At 70.6% G+C, this 22,156-nt stretch carries 17 protein-coding genes; 10 read left to right on the top strand and 7 right to left on the bottom strand.

Annotated elements, in window-relative coordinates:
• The first annotated feature begins 160 nt into the window (after positions 1–160).
• Complete coding sequence (locus HV783_RS07700) at positions 161–1,555, top strand: lysozyme inhibitor LprI family protein (RefSeq protein ID WP_254603844.1); 1,395 nt, start codon at positions 161–163, stop codon at positions 1,553–1,555.
• Here the strand turns inward: HV783_RS07700 and HV783_RS07695 are convergent.
• Together HV783_RS07695 and HV783_RS07690 are read right to left on the bottom strand one after the other, a co-directional pair.
• Positions 1,552–2,934, bottom strand: coding sequence for an amidase (locus tag HV783_RS07695; protein ID WP_175188919.1), 1,383 nt, complete (start codon positions 2,932–2,934; stop codon positions 1,552–1,554). The two genes, HV783_RS07700 and HV783_RS07695, sit on opposite strands and share 4 nt — an antisense overlap.
• Positions 2,931–4,271 carry an MFS transporter gene (locus HV783_RS07690; RefSeq protein ID WP_175188918.1) on the bottom strand — a complete coding sequence of 447 codons (1,341 nt, stop codon included), beginning with the start codon at positions 4,269–4,271 and terminating at the stop codon, positions 2,931–2,933. Before HV783_RS07690 ends, HV783_RS07695 begins: the two co-directional genes overlap by 4 nt.
• Before the next feature lie 140 nt (positions 4,272–4,411).
• Here HV783_RS07690 and HV783_RS07685 point away from each other — a divergent pair, with 140 nt between their 5' ends.
• The 4 genes from HV783_RS07685 to HV783_RS07670 all read left to right on the top strand — a co-directional run bounded on the left by HV783_RS07685 (position 4,412) and on the right by HV783_RS07670 (position 8,026).
• Positions 4,412–5,452, top strand: a complete 1,041-nt coding sequence (locus HV783_RS07685; protein ID WP_049074573.1) for a LacI family DNA-binding transcriptional regulator — start codon at positions 4,412–4,414, stop codon at positions 5,450–5,452.
• A 132-nt stretch (positions 5,453–5,584) separates the two neighbouring features.
• Positions 5,585–5,965, top strand: a complete 381-nt coding sequence (locus HV783_RS07680; RefSeq protein WP_175188917.1) for a DUF4180 domain-containing protein — start codon at positions 5,585–5,587, stop codon at positions 5,963–5,965.
• A 184-nt stretch (positions 5,966–6,149) separates the two neighbouring features.
• Positions 6,150–6,731 carry a TetR/AcrR family transcriptional regulator gene (locus HV783_RS07675; protein ID WP_054504168.1) on the top strand — a complete coding sequence of 194 codons (582 nt, stop codon included), beginning with the start codon at positions 6,150–6,152 and terminating at the stop codon, positions 6,729–6,731.
• 86 nt (positions 6,732–6,817) lie between these two features.
• The gene (locus HV783_RS07670; protein ID WP_175188916.1) at positions 6,818–8,026 is read left to right on the top strand and encodes an MFS transporter; all 1,209 of its coding nucleotides are present in this window, start codon (positions 6,818–6,820) and stop codon (positions 8,024–8,026) included.
• On the opposite strand, the gene HV783_RS07665 is transcribed toward HV783_RS07670, so the two are convergent.
• Entirely contained in the window at positions 8,014–9,201 is a 1,188-nt protein-coding gene (locus tag HV783_RS07665; RefSeq protein WP_175188915.1) for an MFS transporter, read from the bottom strand. The genes HV783_RS07670 and HV783_RS07665 overlap by 13 nt on opposite strands.
• A gap of 189 nt (positions 9,202–9,390) precedes the next feature.
• On the opposite strand from HV783_RS07665, the gene HV783_RS07660 reads away from it, so the two are divergent.
• The 3 genes from HV783_RS07660 to HV783_RS07650 all read left to right on the top strand — a co-directional run bounded on the left by HV783_RS07660 (position 9,391) and on the right by HV783_RS07650 (position 12,396).
• Positions 9,391–10,320: a LysR family transcriptional regulator gene (locus HV783_RS07660; protein WP_175188914.1), complete on the top strand. Its 930-nt coding sequence runs from the start codon at positions 9,391–9,393 to the stop codon at positions 10,318–10,320.
• Between the two features lie 241 nt (positions 10,321–10,561).
• Entirely contained in the window at positions 10,562–11,362 is an 801-nt protein-coding gene (gene hutG / locus HV783_RS07655; protein WP_054504084.1) for an N-formylglutamate deformylase, read from the top strand.
• 20 nt (positions 11,363–11,382) lie between these two features.
• A complete protein-coding gene (locus HV783_RS07650; protein ID WP_054504083.1) occupies positions 11,383–12,396 on the top strand; it encodes a LysR family transcriptional regulator in 1,014 nt (337 codons plus the stop codon).
• Positions 12,397–12,418: 22 nt separating this feature from the next.
• Here the strand turns inward: HV783_RS07650 and HV783_RS07645 are convergent, their stop codons facing one another.
• Both HV783_RS07645 and HV783_RS07640 read right to left on the bottom strand, forming a co-directional pair.
• Positions 12,419–13,606 (bottom strand): NAD(P)/FAD-dependent oxidoreductase, encoded by a 1,188-nt coding sequence (locus HV783_RS07645; protein WP_054504082.1) that lies wholly within the window; start codon positions 13,604–13,606, stop codon positions 12,419–12,421.
• Between the two features lie 96 nt (positions 13,607–13,702).
• Entirely contained in the window at positions 13,703–14,170 is a 468-nt protein-coding gene (locus HV783_RS07640) for a winged helix-turn-helix transcriptional regulator (protein WP_240317411.1), read from the bottom strand.
• A gap of 226 nt (positions 14,171–14,396) precedes the next feature.
• Between HV783_RS07640 and HV783_RS07635 the strand changes: the two genes are divergently transcribed.
• Positions 14,397–14,816 (top strand): tautomerase family protein, encoded by a 420-nt coding sequence (locus HV783_RS07635; RefSeq protein ID WP_116793335.1) that lies wholly within the window; start codon positions 14,397–14,399, stop codon positions 14,814–14,816.
• Between the two features lie 86 nt (positions 14,817–14,902).
• Here the strand turns inward: HV783_RS07635 and HV783_RS07630 are convergent, their stop codons facing one another.
• A complete protein-coding gene (locus tag HV783_RS07630; protein ID WP_064523640.1) occupies positions 14,903–15,874 on the bottom strand; it encodes a LysR substrate-binding domain-containing protein in 972 nt (323 codons plus the stop codon).
• A 93-nt stretch (positions 15,875–15,967) separates the two neighbouring features.
• On the opposite strand from HV783_RS07630, the gene cydC reads away from it, so the two are divergent.
• On the top strand, positions 15,968–19,579 hold the full coding sequence (gene cydC, locus HV783_RS07625) for a thiol reductant ABC exporter subunit CydC (protein WP_175188913.1): 3,612 nt from the start codon (positions 15,968–15,970) through the stop codon (positions 19,577–19,579).
• On the opposite strand, the gene HV783_RS07620 is transcribed toward cydC, so the two are convergent.
• The gene (locus HV783_RS07620) at positions 19,545–22,148 is read right to left on the bottom strand and encodes a penicillin G acylase (protein WP_175188912.1); all 2,604 of its coding nucleotides are present in this window, start codon (positions 22,146–22,148) and stop codon (positions 19,545–19,547) included. The two genes, cydC and HV783_RS07620, sit on opposite strands and share 35 nt — an antisense overlap.
• Positions 22,149–22,156: the final 8 nt, after the last annotated feature.

Raw genomic sequence — 22,156 nt, 5'->3', positions numbered from 1 at the left:
GGTCGGAACGGCTGCGCGGCGCCGTGCCGCAAGGGGCATCAACCACGCTACACCGCACAGTGTAATGTAAGCAAAGGAAATCTCCCGTAATTACCCGGGCCCGCGCTCCGGTACGATGCGCCCTTGGCCGCCTCCGGCCCGTCACTGACAGGAGTTTTCCGTGCCCCTCCTCCGTTTGCGCGCGCTGCCCGTCGCCCTGCTGCTCGCGCTCACTCCCTTCGCTGCGTCCGCGGCAGCCGGCATGGATTGCGGCCAGGCGCGCACGCCCACCGAAAAAGCGCTGTGCGCCGACGCCGCACTGCACCGGCTCGACGCCGAGCTGGGCGCGGTCTACGGCAAGCTGCGCGCGGCCCGGCCGCAACAGGCCGATGCCTTGCGCCAGACCCAGCGCGGCTGGCTGAAGCAGCGCGACCTGTGCGGCGCCGATGGCGACTGCCTGCGCCAGCGCTACGAGACCCGGCTGGCCGAATTGCAGGGCCAACTGCGGCGCGCCCAGGGCTACCAACCCGACGCCACCGACAAACTGGCGTTGGAGGACCTGCGCCAGGCGGTGGCCGCTGCCGCCCGGAAGGACCCGGAGATGCCGCTGGAATCCGTGCTGGCGGCGTTGTCGACGCGGGCCGAATCGACCACGTTCGCCAATGTGCGCGCCGCGGATGGCGACGGCCAGGCCCGCCTGCCCGACCAGCGGCCGCCGGGCGTGACAGAGGACGAATGGCGCGCCGTGCTGGCGTCGGGCCTGGACACCGATAGCGACGCCGAAGGCGGCAACGTCTCCTATACCCTGCTGGACCTGGACGGCGACGGCCAGCGCGACCTCGTGGTCGATACCTACATCGGCGGCACCGGCCTGTTCTCCGCCATCGGCGCGTTGCGTCGCGACGGCGCGCGCTTCGTTCCCGCCGATGCCAACCGCGCGCCGGACGCCGGCGGCTCGCTTTACACGATCAACGGCCGCGGCGCCAATCAGTCGGGCGACTGGATCCGGCTGCGCGGCCGGGTCTATGCCACCTACCGGGTCGGCAGCTACGGAGAAGACCGCTTGTATCTATTGCGGCCGCTGCACCTCGTGGGCGATGTGCCGACGCTGACCGTCCGCTACCGCTACGACCTGTCGGTGCCACGGCAGCAGACGCGGCAGGACACGGGCGCGGCCAGGACGCTGGACGAAGCGCTGCACGCGGCATTGACCCGGGCGCTGGCCGGCCTGCCGCCGGGGCCGGCCAAGGGCGACGCGCCCGGCAGCCAGCCGCTGTGCCCGGTGCCGGCCGGCACGCGCCGGGACGAGCGCGAGGCCTACAACGGCTACGGACCCGGGCATTACAGCTACGAGACGGTCGGCGACCTGACGGTGCAGGTCGGCCCGCGCTGCTATATAGGCCGGGTGGTGGACTGGTTCGGCGACTACAGCGCCAAAGGCGGCCTGTCCGCGCAGCTCTGGATTCGTGATCCGGATCCCGCCGGCAAGCAGGACGCGTTCGACCTGCGCGGCAAACGCCGCGCGGTCGATATCGAGACGTCGATCGGCCCGGTGCAGGGCGACAACGGCGTCTAGGGCCGGCGCCAGTGCCGCGCCGCCAGCGCCAGCAGGCGCGCGTCGGCGCCTTCGGCGGCCACCAGTTGCAGCGCCACCGGCAGGCCGTCGACGAAGCCGGCCGGCAAGGCGATGGCCGGCAGACCCAGCAGGTTCCAAGGATTGGTCAAGCCCAGCAGCGTCTCGCGCACGGCGGCGCTGCCCGGGCCGGCCACGCTGCGCTGTTGCAGCGCCGGCGCGGTGATCGCCACCGCCGGCAACGCCAGCACGTCGACCCGCTCGAACAGGTCCGCGAACACGCCCCGCAACTGCTCGCGCGTATTGCGCGCACGGACGTATTCCCAGCCTTGCACCGGACGCGAGGCGCGCAGGCGCTCCAGCACTTCGGGGTCGAACTTGCCGGGCTCGTCCTCCACGCGCTCCGCATGCACCGCGTAGGCTTCCGAACGCTGGATGGCGCCCAGCGCCGCCTGCAGCGCGCGGGCGTGGCGCGTGACCTCGGCGCCATCCACCAGCTCGCCGCCAAAGCCTTCGGCGGCGGCGCGGACGCACGCCGTGACGGCCGCCTCGTCGATCGCGAACGGCGCGTTCGGCACCCACATCATGCGCGGCGCGGCCAGGCCGGGATCGGCCGCGTCGGCATAAGCGCCGATGGCGCCGCCGGACACCGCCTGCATGAACGCCTGCGCGTCTTCGACGCTGTTGGCCAGCACACCGACATCCTCGATGCCGGGCGCCAGGGGGAACACGCCGCGCGCCGACACGCGGCCGTGGGTCGGCTTGAAACCGACCACGCCGCACAGCGCGGCGGGCACCCGCACCGAGCCGCCGGTGTCGGTGCCCAGCGCCAGCGGCACCATGCCGGCGGCCACCGCGGCGCCGCTGCCCGCGCTGGAACCGCCGGTGATCTGGGTGGTGCGCCACGGATTGCGCGCCGCGCCCTGGACGCTGCGGTCGCCAGTGGGCCCGTAGGCGAATTCGTGCGTGAGCGTCTTGCCGATGACGATGGCGCCGGCCGCGCGCAGCAAGGCCACGCACTCGGCATCGGCGGCCGGCCGGTGCCCTAGGAAATGCGCCGCGCCCATGGTGGTGGGCATGTCGCCGGTGTCGACATTGTCCTTGATGGCGACCGGGATGCCATGCAGCGGCCCGCGCACCTGGCCACGGGCCCGCTCGGCGTCCAGCGCGCGGGCGGCGGCCAGGGCGGCATCGACGTCCACATGCACGAAGGCGTTCAGTTGCGGGTTCAGGCGCTCGATGGCGGCCGCCGCGTGGCGCACCAGCGCTTCGGCGTCAAGCGCGCCCTGGCGCATGGCGTCCTGCAGCTCGGCGACGGTGCGGCCCGCGAAAAAGCCGGGTTCGACGGCCAGCGCCGGAATGGGGTTCGATTGCGGATTCATCGGGTGGCTCCCTGGTAATTGGCGGGCAGGCGCGGGCCGACGCCCGGACGCACCTGCAGCATGGCAATCATGCCGACGGCGGTGGCGACGGAGGCGGCCACGAACATCACGGAATAACCATGGCGCGCCGCCAGATAGCCGGTGAGCGTCGGCGCCAGGATCGAAGCGATATTGGCGAAGAAGTGCATCAGGCCGCTGAAGGTGCCGACGCGGCTGGCCGGGGCGGTGTCGATCACCACGGCCCAATAGACCGAATTCGGCATGGCGTTCAGGGCATTGGCCAGCGTCATCAGCGCGATCACGGCGAACACCGACTGCGCCTGCGACACCATCAGGAAGCACAGCGTGGTGGCCAGCAGGCAGCCGGCGGCGAACCAGCTACGGGCGATCTTCAGGTTGCCGGTGCGCCTGGCCAGCATGTCCGAAATGCGGCCGCCCAGCAGCACGGTGACGCAGGCGCCGGTCCAGGGAATCATGCCCATGTACCAGAGCGAGGACAGGCTGTAGCCGAAGGTGTCCTGCAGGTACTTGGGGGTCCAGGTCAGCAAGAGGAAGTTGACGTAGTTGAACGAAAAATAGCCCAGCGTGTTCAGCAGCAGGGTCTTGCTGCGAAAGAAGCTCCACCACGGCAGCGCCGGCGCGTCGCCGCCCTGCCCGGCCGCCGCCTGCTCGGCGCGCGCCGCCTGGATCTCGCGCAGTTCGGCCGGGGACACGCGCGGGTTGGTGTCGGGGCGGTCGGTGAAGATGCGCATGAACAGCATCAGCACGATCAGGCCGGCCGCGCCCAGGATGTAGAACATGGCGCGCCAGCTACCGGTCAGGCTCAGCAGGCCCACCGCCACCGGCGCCGTCAGCAGCGCGCCCAGCGGCGTGCTGAGCAGGCCGAAGCCGACCACGAAGCCGCGTTCGCGCGGGGTGGCCCAGTTGGCGATGGTCTTGTTGATGATGGAGTACGCCGGGCCTTCGGCCGCGCCGAACAGGATGCGGATGGTGGCGAAACCCGCCAGCGCCGAGCCGCCCAGGAAGGCCAGGCCGAAGTCACCGGCCCAGGCGGTGGCGATCTCGAAGATCGACCAGGTCACCCCGGCCACGATCCAGACCTTGCGCGGGCCGAAACGGTCGGCCAGCATGCCGCCAAACAGCGCGCCGACCATGTAGCCGTAACCGAAGTAGCCCAGCACGGCGCCCCAGTCGCCACGATCCAGGCCATATTCGCCGGTGATATGGGCGGCGGCATAGGACATGGCGCCGCGGTCGATGTAGTTGATCAGTGCCAGCAGCACGACCATGGTGAAAATTCGGTAACGGAACCGCGAGTTCCGGGATTCAAGCGTCATTGCGATCCATCCAGTCGATTTACCCAAACGTTTGGGTTGCGCAATGCTAAGGGGTCGGAAAACAAAAATCGACACCGTGTAAACCCTAGGTTGCCGCCAAAGACCCTGAGACGGTATTCGTGCGTGTATCCTCCAGCCCCATGAACAAATCCCGCCCTGTCACGCTGCAAAGCCTGGCGCGGCAGCTCGGTCTGAACGTGTCGACCGTCTCCCGCGTCCTCAACGGTTCCGAGGATGATGCGCGCGCCGCCGCCGCGCCCGACACGGTCAAACGGGTCCGGGCGCTCGCCGCCGAGTTGCAATATCGGACTAATCCGCACGCGGCCAGCCTCAAGACGCGCCGCAGCCGCACCATCGGCGTGCTGGTGCCGAGACTGTCGGACATGGTGCTGGCCACCATCTACGAAGGCATCGACGAAGCCGCCGCCGAACACGGCTACCTGACCTTCGTTTCCAACACCCAGGACGCGCCCGACAAGCAGCGCAAGCTGATCGACATGGCGCTGGCGCGGCGCGTGGACGGCCTGATCCTGGGCGACGCCCACAGCCACGAGGGCGCGGCGCCCAATCCGCTGCTGGCCGACCTGGCGCAACGCGACGTGCCGTTCGTGCTGGTCAGCCGCCACGCCGATGACCATTGCGCCGTGACCTGCGATGATCTCGAAGGCGGACGGCTGGCGGCGGAGCATCTGTTGGCGATGGGCCATCGGCGCATCGCGGTGATGGTGGGCGAACCCTTCACCAGCACGGGCCGCGACCGCTCGGCGGGCTTTTTCGCGGCCTGCGCGCGGCACGGGGTTCAGGTGCCCGCCCAATGGCGCATCGAAAGCCCGTTCGATACCGACGCCGGCCGCCTGGTCGGCGCCCGCCTGCTGGCCGGTCCCGACCGCCCCACCGCCATCTTCGCGGTCAACGATTTCCTGGCGGTGGGGGTGATGGGCGCGGCGCGCGAGCATGGCCTGGAGGCCGGCCGCGACGTGGCCGTGGTGGGCTACAACGACACGCCGCTGGCGGGCGCCCTGCCCATCGGCCTGACCACCATCCATTCACCCATGCACGAGATGGGGCGGCTGGGGCTGGAACTGCTGCTGCAGAAGATCGACGGCGGCGCCCCGCGCAGCGTGCGGCTGGCGCCGTCGCTGGTGGTGCGCGGCAGCAGCGATCGGCCGATACCGGGCTGAACCGCGCCTGCAGGCAGAGGCCCCGACCGTGGCCGCGGTTCGGCCCGGGCGACCGTGGCTGGTGGTCTTCGTGGGCACCAGGGATATCATGTTCGCCCCAAGACAACACATGCCGATACTGCCATCCACGCCATGATCAATTCTTCCACGCTCGTCGATATCGGCGGCAAGCGCGTCCTGCAATTCGACGCGACCGGCCCCGCCCTGGCCACCGGCCAGGACACCAACGACCTGATCAGCGCCGCCTGGGAACACGAGGCCGAATGGCTGGCGCTGCCCGCCGCGCGCGTGCATCCCGATTTCTTCCGCCTGGAAACGGGCATCGCCGGCGAGCTGATCCAGAAGTTCGTCAACTACCGCCTGCATTGCGCGGTGGTGGGCGATATCTCGGCCTATCTGGCGGACAGCAAGTCGCTGCGCGATTTCGCCTACGAGACCAACCGCGGCCGCGTGTTCTGGATGCTGGATGACATGGCGGCGCTGACGGCGCGGCTGACGGCAAGCCAGGGCTGAGCGGGTCATAGGCCGGCTGTCTGGCGCGGCCAATGGTTATTACCCGCATGGAAAAAACGGAAGGTCAGGGAAAGCGCCAAGCCCGGCCCAATGCGCAAAGCCCCTTCGGCGCGAACGGTCTTGCTTGACGCAGCACCGCTGCGGACCGTATCGTTATTTGAACGATCATTCCAAAAACAACGCCATGCGTACCAAGGATTTCGAACCCGACGACGTCGCCGACGCCGCCATGCAGGTGTTCTGGCGGCGCGGCTACGCCGCGACCTCCGTGCAGGACCTGGTGGACGGCACCGGGCTGGGACGCGGCAGTCTCTACAACGCCTTCGGCAGCAAGCAGGGCCTGTACGAAGCCGCGCTGCGGCGCTATCACGAACTGACGGCCGCCAACCTCGACCTGCTCGCCCGCCCCGGCAATGCGCGCGAGCGCATCGGCCGGCTGCTCGACTTCATCGCCGACGACGAACTGCGCGAGGCCAGCCGGCGCGGCTGCCTGGTGGCCAACGCCTCGCTGGAAATGGCGGGTCAGGATGACGTGGTGGCCGAACTGGTGCGGCGTAACTTCCAGCGCCTGGAAAAGGCGCTGGAGAAGATCCTGGCCGAAGGCCAGGCCAACGGCGAGATCGACAGCGGCAAATCGCCGCGCGCGCTGGCCCGCTTCATCGTCACCACCATCCAGGGCCTGCGCGTGGTGGCCAAGGGCAGCAATGCGCGCGAACGCCGCCAATGGCTGGGCGACGTGGTCTCGGTGGCGCTGGGCGCGCTCTAGGCATACCGCGGCATTTCCGTGCCGCCGGTTTTTTTTGGTCTTTTCTGGAACGATCGTTCCATTTCAACCGCAACCGGAGTTTCCGAATGAGTTTCACCCCACCCCTGCCCGCCGGCGCCTGCCCCCAGGATGACGCCGACGGTTTGCCGCTGGGTAAGCTGCTGGCCCTGGCGCTGGCGGGTTTCATCACCATCATGACCGAGACCGTGCCCGCCGGCCTGCTGCCGCAGATCGGCCAGGGCCTGGGCGTCTCCGAGGCGCTGGCCGGGCAATTGGTCACCCTGTTCGCGGCCGGCTCGGTGCTGGCGGCGATCCCCATCATCGCCGCCACCCGCGGCTGGAACCGCCGACCGTTGCTGTTGCTGGCGATTGCCGGCCTGTCCGCGTTCAACGTGGTCACGGCGCTGTCGACCCATTACGCGCTGACGTTGGCGGCGCGCTTTACCGGCGGCATGGCGGCCGGGCTGCTGTGGGGCCTGTTAGCCGGCTATGCGCGCCGCATGGTGGCCTCGCGCCAACAGGGCCGCGCCCTGGCGGTGGTGGGCGCGGGGCAGCCGCTGGCCCTGTGCATCGGCGTGCCCGCCGGCGCCTGGCTCGGCGGCCTGATGGACTGGCGCGGCGTGTTCTGGCTGATGGCCGCCGTGTCGCTGACGCTGCTGCTCTGGGTGCGCGCGGCCGTGCCCGACTTCGCCGGCCAGGCCACGCGCCAGCGTCAACCGATCGCGCGCACCTTCCTGCTGCCGGGCATCCGCCCGATCCTGTTTGTGCTGTTCACCTGGATCCTGGCGCACAACGTGCTCTATACCTACATCGCGCCGTACCTGATCCACCTGGGCAAACCAGCCTCGGTCGACCTGGCGCTGCTGGTGTTCGGCGCCAGCGCGGTCGCCGGCCTGTGGCTGACCGGCATACTGGTGGACCGGCGCCTGCGCCTGCTGACGCTGCTTTCGCTGGCGCTGTTCGCGCTGACCGCCTGCGCGCTGGGCCTGGCCGGCGGCAACCCGGCGGTGCTGTTGACCGGCGTGGCGTTGTGGGGCTTGAGTTTCGGCGGCGCGCCGACGCTGTTGCAGACCGCCCTCGCCGATGCCGCCGGCGAGCATTCCGACGTGGCCCAGTCGATGCTGGTCACGATCTTCAACCTCGGCATCGCCTGCGGCGGCATGCTCGGCGGCGCCCTGCTGGACACGGCCGGCGCCGGCTCCTTCGCCTGGACCGTCGCCGCGCTGGCCGCGATCGCGCTGCTGGCCGCATGGCGCGCGCGCGATCACGGCTTCCGTCCCGGTCACCGGCGGTAGCGTCCGGCCACCGCCGCCAACGCCGCCAGCATGCAGGCGGCGGCCGCGAGCAGCGTGGCGGGCAAACCCCAGTGATCGACGCTGGCCCCGCCCGCCAGCGCGCCCAGCGCGATGGCCAGGTTGAACACGCCGACGAACAGCGACGTCGCCGCTTCGACCGCGCCGCGCGCGGCCTGCATCACCCAGGTCTGCAAGGCGACCGAGACGCCGCCGTACGACAGCCCCCACAGCAGCAGTAAGGCCGCGGCGGCGCCGCGCAGGTCGCCCAGCCAGGGCAGCAGCGCCAGGGTCGCCAGCAGGCCTAGCGTGATCGCCAGCAGCGTCGCGCGCGGATGCCGCGCCGCCGCGCCGCCCGCCACGAAGTTGCCGGCGATGCCGGCCACGCCGTAGGCGAACAGCAGCGGGCCGATCCAGTCCGCCGCGAACCCCGCCATCGTCTGCAGCACGGGACGCACGAAGGTGTAGGCCATGAAATGTCCCGCCACCAGGAACAGGGTGATGAACAGCCCGCGCCGCAGGCCTGGATTGCGCAGTTGATCCACCAATTGGCGCGCCGTGACCGACTGCGCCACCGGCAGCGGCGGCAACGCCAGCGCGGCGAACAGCAGCGCCGCCGCGCTCAGCGCCGCCATCGCGCCGAAGGCGCTGCGCCAGCCCGCCAGATTGCCGATCAACGCGCCCAGCGGCACGCCCAGCACCGACGCCACCGCCACGCCACCGAAGATGACCGCGGTGGCCATGCCGACGGACCCGGCGGGAACCAGCCGGCCCGCCAGGCCGCCGGCCACCGCCCAGATGCCGCCAATGCAGAGGCCGACCAGGACGCGCGCGGCCAGGAACCCTGCCAGGCCCGGCGCCAGCGCGCTGCCCAGGTTGGCAAGGGCCAGCAACAGCAGCAGGCCGCACAGGATCCGGCGCCGGTCGATACCGCGCGCGCCGACCACCACCAGCGGCGCGCACAGCGCGGCCAGCAGGCCGGGCGCCACCATCAGCCAGCCCACGCGGCCCACCGACACGTCCAGGCTGGCGGCGATCGGCACCAGCAGCCCCACCGGCAGCATCTCCGTGGTGACGACGCAGAACGTCGCGATGCCGGCCGCCAGCACGCCTGCCCAGGCGCCGCGGGACGATTCGCCGCGCGCGGCGGCCGGGTTCAGGGAAATACCGCGGGTCATGGAAAGCCTCTCGCCAAACAGGAACAGGAAAAGAACGCCGGGCGGGCGCTCGCGCCAGGCCGTCCGACGGCGCTGGCCCGGCCAGTCTACTGTTTCCATTTCGCTGATAAAGTAGGCTTTCAAAGAAACAAAAGGGACGAATTGTCGCCAATACGCCGCGACATCGCCGCCCCGCCCTGGAGCCGTTCCATGACGCCATCCGCCCCTCCCACCGGCATCGACCACCTCGGCGATGTGATCGCCTTCATCCGCGTCGCCGACGCGCAGAGCTTCACGCTGGCCTCGGAACGCCTGGGGCTGTCGCGCTCGGCCATCGGCAAATGCATCGCGCGGCTCGAACAGGGCCTGGGCGCACGACTGCTGCATCGCAGTACCCGCAGCGTCAGCCTCAGCGACGAAGGCCGGCTGTTCTACGAACACGCGCAGCGCATCGTGGCCGAGGTCGACAACGCCACCGGCGCCATGGCCAGCCGCCAGGAAACGCCGCGCGGCCGCTTGCGCATCGACCTGCCGGTGGCCCTGGGCCGGTTGCACATCCTGCCGCTGGTGGCCGACTACTTGCGGCAATGGCCCGAGGTCGAGGCCGACATCAGCTTCACCGACGACTACACCGACCTGGTGCGCGACGGCATCGACGTCGCCATCCGCATCGGCGGCGAGGTCGACAGCCGGCTGGTGCGTCGCGTGCTGGCGCCGCACCGGCTCATCACCTGCGCCGCCCCGGACTACCTGGCGCGCCACGGCGCGCCGGCCTCGCCCGACGACCTGGCGCGCCACCAGACCCTGGCCTTCACCCACATGGGCGCGCCAGTCCCGTGGCGCTACGCCGGCTCTGGCCAGGAACGCGCTGTCGCAGTCGCCGGCCGCCTGCGGCTGGGCAACACCGAGGCATTGCGCGATGCCGCATTGGCAGGCGCGGGCATCGTCCAGCTTGGCGCCTTCCTGGTGGGCGACGACCTGCGGCAAGGCCGCCTGGTGGCCGTGCTGGAGGCCCACGCGCCACCGGGCGCGCCCGTCTGCGCCGTGTATCCGCACCGGCGCCACCTGGCGCCCAAGGTGCGGTTGCTGATCGACGGCATCGTGGCGCGCTGGCAACACGGCGCGCCCTGGCCGGCGTGAGCGCCGCGCGTGCCGGCATGGCAATTGGGCTTCGGGAACAAACGTCCGGATGCGCACGGCGCCGCCCGCATTTGCATCAGCGATACCGATCATCTATATCCACTAAACTGATGCAAAACCTCTGGCGGGTGGTCCTGTCTAGAGTGCTGTCCGGTCTCCGCGGGACAGCGCTCCGGCGCAAGGGCGCCCGCCATCCGCGGCCCAGCCCGCGGTGCCTTGCCCTTGCCACCCGGAGTTTTTCTTGAGCGACATCTACCACTTCAGCCGCGGCACCGCCCCGCTGCTGATCTCCATTCCCCACCTGGGCAGCCAGCTTCCCGACGCCCAGCGCGCCCGCATGACCGCCGCCGGCCAACAGTCCGGCGACACCGACTGGCATCTGGACACGCTGTACCAGTTCGCCGACGCGCTGGGCGCGTCCGTGCTCGGCGCCCGCTATTCGCGGTACGTGATCGACCTGAATCGCTCGCCCGACGACGAAAGCCTGTACCCCGGCCAGACCAAGACCGGCCTGTGCCCGACCCATACCTTCCGCGGCGAGCCGCTGTACCTGAACGACGCCAGCCTGACCGACGACGAGCGCTCGCACCGCCTGCAGACCTACTGGCAGCCCTATCACGCCAAGCTGCGCGAAGAGCTCGACCGTATCCGCGCCGAACACGGCACGGTGCTGCTGTGGGAAGCCCATTCCATCGCCAGCGTGCTGCCGCGCCTGTTCGAGGGCAAGCTGCCCGACCTGAACCTCGGCACCGCGGACGGCGCCAGTTGCGCCCCCGACATCCTCGAGGCCATCGCCGAGCGCCTGCCGGACTGCGGCTACACCTCGGCCGTCAACGGCCGTTTCAAGGGCGGCTACATCACCCGCCACTACGGCTCGCCGGCCGAGGACATCCACGCGGTGCAACTGGAAATGTGCCAGTCGACCTACATGGACGAGTCCTACCCCTATGGCTACCGGGCCAACGCCGCCGCCAAGGTCATCCCGGTCGTGGAAGGCATGGTGCGCGCCGCGCTGGCGCAGACGCTGGCGCGCAAGCGCTGACCCGCCACCGGACCGCGCCGATGCAGCGCCTGCCGTACCGCGACGCCGACCCCTACCCGGAGTGGAGCCTGCTGCTGACCTGGGTGGCGGTGGTGCAGGCGGCGTCGGTATCGGGCGCGGCGCAGTTGCTGGGCCTGTCGCAGGCCGCGGTATCGCAGCGCATCAAGCAGCTTGAGGCCGCGCTGTCCACCGACCTGCTCGACCGCAGCACGCGCCCGGCCCGCCCCACGCCGGCGGGCGACCTGCTGTTCGACCACGCGTCGCGACTGCTGGCACAGGCCGGCGACATGACTGAAAGCGTGCGCAACCTGAGCCGCGCGCGCCGCAACATCGTGCGCGTCGGCTGCGTCGACTCGTTCGCGGGCACGCTCGGCCCCACCCTGATCCACGGGCTGTCCGGCACGTCGCGCCAGATCCGGCTCTGGTCGGGCATCACACCGGTACTGGACAAGCAACTGGAAGAACGCCTGCTGGACCTGGTCATCAGCACCAGCGCCGCCGCCGAGCCAACCGCCATCCGCAAGCTCGGGCTGTTCAGCGAGCCCTATCTGCTGGTGCTGCCTCGCGCCCTGCCGTGGGAGGGCGCGCCGTCGCTGGCGCAACTGGGACGCCGCAGCCAGTTCATCCGCTACAGCGCGCGCTCGCACATCGGCGCGGCCATCGACCGCCTGCTGGAAGCGCGCGGCATCGTCATTGAACGCACGTTCGAATTCGACAATACCGATCCCCTGCTCAGCCTGGTCACCGCCGGCCTGGGCTTTGCCATCAGCACGCCGCTGTGCATCTGGCAATCACGCCATTTCATCGACCAGCTACGGGTGCTGCCGCTGGCGCCCTGGCTGGACAAGGCCCGCGCCGACGACCCCGACCTGGCGCGCGCCTTCTATCTGGCGGCGCGGCCGCAAGAGGCAGGCAAGCTGCCGGCAGAGGCCCGCAACGTGATCCTGGTGGCGGTCGAGCGCCTGATGCAGCACGACATCGCGCCGGCGCTCGGCCTGCCGCCGGCCTCGCTGTGGCGCAGCCTGCGGCGCTGACCTGTCCGGACCGCCACGCCGCTCACGACACCGCGCCCCGGCCGTACCTGCCGGTCAGCAACGCCCCGCGCGCGAACCGCGCCAGCGCGTAGGGCGCCAGCGGCACATCCGTCGCCAGTCCCAGGGCTTCCTGCGCCAGCACCCGGCCGACCGCGGGCGACAGCTTGAAGCCGTGGCCGGAAAACCCGAATCCCGCCACCAGCCCCTCCACGCCGTCGATGCGGCCCAGCACCGGGTTCCAGTCCGGCGTCACGTCGTACACGCCGGTCCAGGACGATGCCAGGCCGGCCTCGGCATACGCCGGAAAGCGCGCCGCCACCTGCTCGCCAACCGCCGCCACGTAATCCAGCGGGATGTCGCCCTGCTCGGTCTGGCCGGACGCCAGCGTTTCACCGGCCGTGCCCTCGCTGACCAGCATCTGGCTGCCGCCATAGCTGCGGCAGTACAGCATGCCGGGCGAAGCCAGGTCCTTGTAGACCGGCATGGAATAGGCATAGGGCGCCGCCGCGCATTCCAGCGCCAGCACCGCGTGGCGCTCGGGCGCCAGCGGCAGCGCCAGGCCGGTCCACGCCGCCAGTTCGGCGCTCCAGATGTTCTGGGTGCTGACGACCACGCCGCAGGCGTAGTCGCCCTCGGATGTGGCCACGCCGGTCACGCGCCCGCCTTGCCACGACAGGCCATGCACGGCGACGTTCTCGCGGATCGTGACGCCACGCCGGCGCGCCGCCCGGGCAAAGCTGGTGGCGACCAGATAGGCGTCGGCGAAGCCGGCGTCGGGCTCGAAGCCGATCAACGCGGCGTCGCGGAAATCGGCGATCGGAAGCAGATCGCGCGCCTGCGCCGCGTCCAGCCGCTGCACCGGAATGCCCTGCGCCTGCTGCTGCGCCAGCGCCTCGGCCAGCGGCGCGCGCTTGTCGTCGTCGGCCGCCGCGATCAGGTAGCCGCAGCGCACCAGGCCGCTGGCCGCGTCTTCGTCGCCGACATAGGCGGCGAAATCGGTGAAGGCGCCCCACGAGCGCCGCGCCAGCTCGACGTTTTCGCGCACCGAATAATGGGTGCGCAGGATGCCCGATGACTGCGCCGTGGTGCCGGCGCCGACGGTGGCGCGGTCCAGCACCAACACGCTGTTCGCGCCCAGGGCCGCCAGGTGGAAGGCGACCGAACTGCCGACCACGCCCGCGCCGATCACAATCACGTCATAACGCTTCATGCCCACGCTCCCCAGGGAAGAATGGCGGCAGTGTGACGCCGGCGGGGGCCGGCGGCCTCTACATCAGCGCGACAAATATTGAATAAAAGCGCGGCTTCATGCGCGCTCCGTCTTCCGCGACAGCCGCCAGCGCATCAGGTCGTCCGCGCCGGGGCCGGCTTCCACCCGCAGGTCCTGGTGGCGCACGCGCGCGCCGGAGCCTTCCTCGACCAGCCCCAGTTCGACGCGGCGGCCGGTCTGCGCGTTCATGAAGCGCAGCGGCGATCCGCCGTCAGACCGCCATTGGTCGCCGACCTGGGCCAGCGCCTGCAGCACCAGCGCGATGTCGCGGCCCTTGGCGGTGGGCAGGTATTCATGGCGGTCGGGGCCGCTCTGGTACAGGCGGCGCTCGATCAGCCCGTTCTGTTCCAACTGCCTGAGCCGGTCGGCCAGCGTCGCGTTGGCGATGCCGGTCGAGCGGCGCAGGTCGTCGTAGCGCCGCAGGCCGAGCACCAGATCGCGCAGGATCAGCATGGCCCAGCGGTCGCCGACGGCATCGAGCACCGTGGCGATGGAGCAGACCATTCCTTCAAAACTCTTGGAGCGCATGGATTCCCTTTGCCGTGCCGCCGGAGCGCGGCCATCGCAGTATCGCAGCCGCGCGGACAACGCTCAAGCGTCCCTGCCACGGCCTTTGCTTTACAACTTCAATAATTGAAGTCAATAATTATACCAACTGCTCGACACTGCCCTTTTCCCCTGCCGCCCTTGCCGGACGGCCTTTGCCCCTTCCCCGAAAGGAACCCCCGCCATGCCGCTCTGGAACATCTATCACCCGCAGGACGCCTTCTCCGACGAAGACAAGCAGGCCATCGCCGAGCGCATCACTGCGCTCTACACCGACCTGCCGAAGTTCTACGTCGGGCTGGTGTTCCATCCCGTGCCCAGGTCCTCGTTCTTCATCGGCGGCGAACGCGCCGACGACTTCGTGCGCATCTCGGTCGACCATATCGCCCGCCAGATCCACGAGGACGAGACCCGGCGCCGGTTCCTGGCTGCGGTCGGCCGGCTGCTGGCCCCGTATGTCGCGGACCGCGGGCTGCGCTGGGAAATCCATATCGATGAAACGCCGTTCGGCCTGTGGACCATCCAGGACATGCGTCCGCCCGTGCCCGGCACGCCGCAAAGCGAGCAATGGCGCGCCGACAACCGGCCGACCGCGCCAGCCTGACGGCGCCGCTCCCGGCGTGACCGCAGCAGCCAGCCGCGCTCGGATGCCTTGCGGTTCCGCCGCTGCGGCGCGTCGGCGCGGCCGCGCTAGCGCGCGGCGATGACCGGGTCACGCCACGCCACCGTGGCCCCGCGCCCTTCCTCTGCCAGGAATTCCACCAGCGCCGGCAGCGACGCGTCCATCGGCCGATTGGCATGGATGCGCATCACGTAGCCCCACGAGCCCGGCATGCGCAGGCCCGGCGTCAGCGCCACCAGCCGGCCGCTGGCCAGTTCCTCGTCGATCAGCGGCGCGCGTCCCAGCGCGATCCCGACGCCGGCCGCGGCCGCCGCCACCACCGTGCTCAGGCCGCTCAGCACCAGCGGATCCTGGCCGGCGCTTTCCGCCAGGCCCAGGCGTGGGCGCCAGGTGCGCCAGTCGGTCTCCGGGCTGTCGATGTGCTTTTCCTCGAGCCAGCGATGACGCGTGAAGACGGCGGGATCGTCGCGCTCGTCAGGCGCGACCAGCGCCGGGCTGCACACCGGCACCACGGTTTCCGTCATCAGCGGAATGTCGCCGGGCGCGGCCAGGTGCGGCCCCAGGGCGCGCACGTGCAGGAACGCCAGGTCGATGTCCTGGGCCTTCCAGGCCGGGTCCTGGCTGGCGTGCAGGAACACCTGGATGTCGATGTCGGGGTGCAATTCGATGAAGCGGCCGATACGCGGCGCCAGCCACAGCGCCGCCAGCGACGGATTGGCCGACACGTTCAGGTTGTAACGCCGTTTGCCGCGGGCGCTGGCCCGGGCATTGCGGCAGGCGGTCTCCAGCAGGGTCAAGGCCTGTTGTACCGAAGCCAGCAACGCGGCGCCGGCCTCGGTGGTTTCCGCGCGGCGCACCGTGCCGCCCCGGCGCAACAGGCTCACGCCCAGGTCGGCCTCCAGCGCGCGCAACTGGTGGCTGACGGCGCTCTTGGTGACATTGAGCTCGGCCGCGGCGCGGCTGAGGCTGCCCAGGCGGGCGACGGCCTCGAAGGCGCGCAGCGCCGCCAGCGGCGGCATATGGGTGGGCAGGGTCGACATGAGTTGAGTTTATCTCAACCCATGATTGAATAACTATCGCTATCGCCAGCGCGCCGGATGCGTGACCATGCAGGCTCTGGAGGGAGCATTGATATGTATTTCGATTCGAGGCTTTGGCAACTGACCGCGGGGCTGCGCGCCGGCATGGCGGGCGGCATTTTCCTCGGCCTGCTGGCATTGGCGGCGGGCATCGCCCGCTATGTGTTCCTGGGCCAGTTGCTGGCAAGGGTGTTCGACGGCGCGTCCTGGCAGGACTGGCTCGCGCCGGCCCTGTGCGCCGGCGCCATGGTGCTGCTGCGCGCCCTGCTCGACCACCTGCGCACGGTGCAGGCCAACCGCTGCTCGGCCCAGGTACAGCAGACGCTGCGCGCGCGGCTCTACGACCGCATCGTGGCATTGGGGCCGGCCTGGTTCGCCAACCAGCGCACCGGCGGCGTGATGCTGACGGTGGTGGACGGCGTGGAGCAACTGCAGACCTTCTTCGGCCAATACCTGCCGCAGGTCGCCATCGCCGCGGCCGCGCCGTTCGCCATCTTCGCCGTCATCGCCTTCTGGGACGTGCCGACCGCGCTGGTGTTCCTGGTGGCGGCGCTGTTCGCGCTGTTCGGGCCGATGGCCGTGCACATGCTCGACCGCCGCGCCAGCCTGGCGCGCACGCGCTCGCTGAACGAGTTCGGCGAGGAATTCCTGGACGCCGTCCAGGGCCTGCCGACGCTCAAGTCGTACGGCCAGGGCAAGACCTTTGGCCAGCGCCTGGCCGCGCGCGCCCGCGCCCTGTCGGACAACACCTTCTGGGTGCTGTCGGTGAGCCTGCTGACGCGCGGCATCAGTGACCTGGGCGTGGCGCTGGGCGCCGCGCTGGCGCTGGCGGTCGGCGCCTGGCGCGTGGCCGCTGGCGACATGAGTGTGGAAGCGCTGCTGATCGTGCTGATGGCCGGCACCGAGATCTTCCGCCCGCTGCGCGACCTGCGCTCGGTGCTGCACCGGGGCATGCTGGGCCAGTCGGCCGCCGCCAGCATCCACGCGCTGATGGACGCGCAGCCGCTGACCGCCGCCCCCGCCGTGCTGGCGGGCTCCGCCCCCGCGCGGCTCGACCCCACCATCGAATTCGACGCGGTGGCGTTCTCGTATTCGCCGCAACGCCCGGCGCACCAGGGCCTGTCGTTCCGCGTGGCCGCCGGCGAACGCGTCGGCATCGTCGGCCCCAGCGGCGCCGGCAAGTCCACCATCGTGCGCCTGCTGCTGCGCGAATGCGTGCCGCAGGCCGGCGCCATCCGCGTCGGCGGCCACGACGTCAACCAGCTCGACACGCAGACGCTGCTGGGCCAGATGGCGCTGGTCAGCCAGGACATCACGCTGTTCCACGGCACCATCGACGAGAACCTGCGCCTGGGCCGGCCCGACGCCAGCCACGAACAGGTGCGCGCCGCCGCCAGCGCCGCCAATATCGACGACTTCATCATGGCGCTGCCGCAGGGCTACGCCACCCGCATCGGCGAACGCGGCCTGCAACTGTCGGGCGGCCAGCGCCAGCGCGTGGCGATCGCCCGCGCCCTGCTGCGCGACGCGCCCATCCTGATCCTGGACGAGGCGCTGTCGTCGGTCGACACCGAGAACGAAGCGCTGATCCAGCAGGCGCTGGACCGCCTCATGGCCGGCCGCACCACGCTGATCCTGGCGCACCGCCTGGCCAGCGTGATCGGCGCCGACCGCTGCCTGGTGCTGGACCAGGGCCGCGTGGTCGAGCAAGGCCCGCATGATGCGCTGATGCGCCAGCATGGCCTGTACTACCGCCTGATGCACGAACAGGCCCTGGCCTTGAGCGCGCCGAGCGCGCCGCTCGTCGCCACGGCGTGCGACACCACGCCCGCCGCGCACGCCACTGACGATGAATCCGGCGGCCAGGGCCCGGCGCTGCGCCCGCTGGACGCCGACGCCGAACAGGTCGGCTGGCGCGCCACGCTGGCCACGCTGCTGTCGGTGGTGCAACCGTGGCGCGGCACCCTGATCGCCACCATCCTGCTGGGCGTGGCGCGCGTGGCCGCCTTCATCGGCGTCGGCGTGCTGAGCGCGCTGGTGGTGGCCGCCATCCGCGACGGCCGCGACACGTCGGCGCTGATCATCGGCCTGCTGATCGCCGCGCCGCTGGCCGCGCTGTTCCACTGGCTCGAATCGTGGCTGGCGCACGCCATGGCCTACCAGTTGCTGGCGGACATGCGCGTCAAGCTCTACGACAAGCTGGAGCGGCTGGCGCCCGCCTATCTGCTGCAACGCCGCTCGGGCGACCTGGTGGCGCTGGCGACGCAGGACGTGGAGATGGTCGAGTACTTCTACGCCCACACCATCGCCCCGGCCATCGTCTCGGTGCTGGTGCCGCTGTCGGTGCTGGGCTTCCTGGCGTTCTACAGTTGGCCGGTGGCGCTGGCGCTGCTGCCGTTCCTGGCCTATGCGCTGGTGTCGCCGGTGCGCGGCCGCCGCAAGGTCGACGCGCTGGGCGACCGCGCCCGCCACGCCCTGGGCGAGATGAGCGCGCACACCACCGACACCATCCAGGGCCTGGCCGACCTGACCGCCTTCCAGGCCACCGGCCGCCGCCGCGAGGAATTCCTCAGGGTCGCCGACCAGTACCGCGTGCGCCGCCTGGACATCCTGCGCGACCTGTCGCGCCAGACCGCCTGGTTCGAGACCGCCATGGGCCTGGGCGGGTTGGCGGTGGCCGTGGTCGGCGCGCTGCAGGTGTCGGCCGGCGCCCTCTCGGCAAGCATGCTGCCGCTGCTGGTGCTGATCGCGCTGGCGACCTTCCTGCCGGTGTCGGAGATCTCGCAGGTCAGCCGCCAACTGGCCGACACCATCGCCGCCACCCGCCGCCTGCACGTGGTCAACAACGAACCCGAGCCGGTCACCGACGGCCCGCTGCCGCCGCCGGCGGCGCCGCACGGCCTGTCGCTGGCGTTCGACCACGTGTATTTCACCTATCCCGGCAAAAGCCAGGACACGCTGCGCGACCTGAGCTTCACCGTGCCGGCCGGCGCCACCGTGGCCGTGGTCGGCGCCTCGGGCGCGGGCAAGAGCACCGTGGCCAGCCTGCTGCTGCGCTTCTGGGATCCGCGCCAGGGCGCGGTCAAGCTCGACGGCGTGGACGTGCGCCAACTGCGGCTGGACGGCCTGCGCGAACGCGTCGCGCTGGTGACGCAGGACACCTACCTGTTCAACGACACGCTCGAAGGCAACATCCGCCTGGCGCGCCCCGACGCCAGCCGCGAGGAACTGGCGCGGGCGCTGGAACAGGCCGCGCTCGGCGATTTCGTGCGCAGCCTGCCCGAGGGCCTGGCCACGCGCGTCGGCGAGCGCGGCATGCAGTTGTCGGGCGGCCAGCGCCAGCGCATCTCGATCGCGCGCGCCTTCCTGAAGAACGCGCCGGTGCTGATCCTGGACGAAGCCACCTCGCACCTGGACACCCTGTCGGAGATGCAGGTGCGCGGTGCGCTGGACGTGCTGATGCGGCACCGGACCACGCTGGTGATCGCGCACCGCCTGGCCACCATCCGCGACGCCGACCTGATCCTGGTGCTGGACAACGGCACCCTGGCCGAGGCCGGCACCCATGACCAACTGCTGCGCAAGCAAGGCGCCTACGCCCGGCTTGCCAGCCACCAGGGCGCGCGCGACCTTACCGCCGGTAGCGCAACGTCTCTTCCGACGTAGCGTTGCGCCGCACCTCGTCCGCCGTGAACCACACCCGCTTGCTGCCGAAGGTGTTGTACAGGTCGAACTGGTCGCGGGTGTGCGGCGACGGGGTGCCGTCCGGCGCGACGAAGCCGCTCTGCCCCGGCGCCACCACGTCCACCGCCCGCACCGATTTGCCGTCGAACACCGTCATGTTGTTCTCGGTGCCGCGGTTCTGCGTGGCCGGGTAGCTCAGCACCGCCTTGGCGTCGGCCTGCGGCACGCCCAGGAAGTTCTTGGGCGCGAACACCATCGGCGGCGCCGGGATCTTCCACGCGGCCGGATCCTGCCCATAGGCCTGGCGCAACGCCGCCAGCGCATCGTCCAGCGCCGCCAGGATGACGTCGTCGGCGCGCGCGCCGTTGAAGAAGTCATAGCGCTGCGGCACCCCGGCCTCGGGGCCGGCCAGGGCGTTGAACAGCACCTTGACGCCGGCGGTCAGGTTGAGCGAACCGGTGGCCGGCGCCTGCGGCGTCGGGTAGCCGGTGGCGCTGTACCACTTGAAGAAGTCGGCCGGCATCTCGTCGGCCAGCGTGCGCTTGAGCATGGCGCGCAGCCAGGCGTCCATCACCGCCGGACCGGCGTTGTCGAAGTAGCCCGGCTGGCGCTCGCTGGTCGCCATGCCGTCCCACGCCGCCAGCCCCGCCACCAGCCGCGCGCGCGGATCGTCGGCCGGCAGCCCTTGCACCGCGCGCTGCAGGAACGGCAGGAAGTGGCGGCGGTTGACGTCGGCGTAGCTGGTGGTGCGGATCAGGTCCCACATCTGCTGCGCGCTGACCTTGCCGCCGTTGGTGGTCATGGCCTTCAGGCGCGTCTCGATCTCGGCGTAGCGGTCGGCCTGGCCCCAGACGATGGCGAACAGGTCGGTGGACGGGTAACCGCGCATCGGCTGGTTGTTCCAGTTGGCGATGAAGCCCTGGCGCGGGTTGTAGACCTGCGGATTGGTCGAGAACGGCAGCAGGCCCTGCCAGTCCATCTCGCCCGTGCCCGGCACCGGCAGGCGCGGGTCATGGCCCGGGCGGCGCCTTGGATAGAAGCCGGTATGGGCGTAGCCGATGTTGCCGCGGTCGTCGGCGTAGTACCAGTTGATGGTCAACGCGTGGCGCGCCGCCTGCGCCTTCCATTGTTCCCAGTTGGCCGACTGCGTCTTGCGGGTCCAGGCCATCAGCGACTGCAATTCGAAGCCTTCCCAGGCGCGCGCCTTGGCGTAGGCCACGTGCTGCGCGTCGTCGAACTTGACGATCAGGCCGTGCACGCTGCGGTACACGTCCAGCGTCACCGGCGCCGCGTCCTTCACCAGGATCAGGTCGGTGCGTTTTTCCAGCGTCTTCCATTGCCCGTCGTGGAAATAACGGGTGCGGTCGGCCGGATCGAGCTTTTCCGCGAAGATGTCGACGTCATCGCCGAAACCGGCGGTCGAGCCCCAGGCCACATGCGCGTTGTGGCCGAACAGAATGCCGGGATAGGCGAACGGCGTGTTGCCGACCACGTCGAAGCCGGCGCCGTGCAGGCCGATGCCGTAGGTGTAGGCCGGGTTCCACCAGCCGAACTGCGGGCCGTTCAGCAGGATCGAACGGGCGTCCTTGGCATGGTCGCGGCCCACGATCCACATGTTGCTGGTGGTGGGAAAGCCGGCGATGCCCGGCTGGCCCGATTGCGCGTACTGCTCGGCCAGTTGCGCCCGCAGTGTCGCCGGCGCGCCATCGACCACGCCGCGCGTGGCCGGATCGCGCACCACGCGTTCGAGCATCGGCGGCGTGCCGTCGTAGCGCGGCAGCGCGTAGGCCAGCCTGTCCGCGCCGTCCGGCTGGAACACGGCCGGCTGGTAGCTGCCCGCTTCGGGCGGCACCGTGGTCGGCGCGCGGCTGTCGGTCAGCCAGCGCAGTTGGTTGAAGATGCGCATGGCCTCGGCGTCGCCGTGCCTGTCCTTGAGCGCCGTCAGCAGCGCCAGGTTGTCGATCTCGCTGTTGGCGTCCGAGAAGCGGTTGGCCATGGTGCCGATGAAGATCATCGCCACGTCGTAGGCGGTCCAGTCGGCCGGCGCGAAGCCCAGGTCGTTGAACTCCTTGGGCATCAACGTGCCGGGCTCGGCCCGCACCCGCGCCAGCCAGGCGTTCATGCCGGCCGCGTAGCCGTCCAGCACCTGGCGGTCCGAGGCCGGCAGCGCCGCCAATTGGCGTTGGATGCGCTCGGGCGAGAAATTGGCGCGGATCGACTTGTCGAACCCCACCATCGACGCGCCCAGCACCTCGGCCACCCGGCCCTGGGTGCTGCGGCGCGCCATCTCCATCTGGAACAGCCGGTCCTGCGCCACCGCGTAGCCGTAGCCATAGAAGATGCCGTACACCGTGTCCGCATAGACGTGCGGCATGCCATAGGCGTCACGCCGGATCGTGACCTTGCCATCGGCGCCCTGCGGCGGCGCCGCGACGGCCTCGGCGGCCTGTCCGGCGGCCGTCGCCACGGGTTGCGCCACGGCCTGCGCCGCCATCGCGGGCAGGCACGAACTGGCCGCCAACAGGGCGGCCGACAACACATGCTGCTTCATTGAATCTG

Source organism: Achromobacter dolens (assembly GCF_902859745.1).
GTDB lineage: Bacteria > Pseudomonadota > Gammaproteobacteria > Burkholderiales > Burkholderiaceae_B > Achromobacter > Achromobacter dolens.
This window is presented reverse-complemented; position numbering and strand designations above follow the sequence as displayed.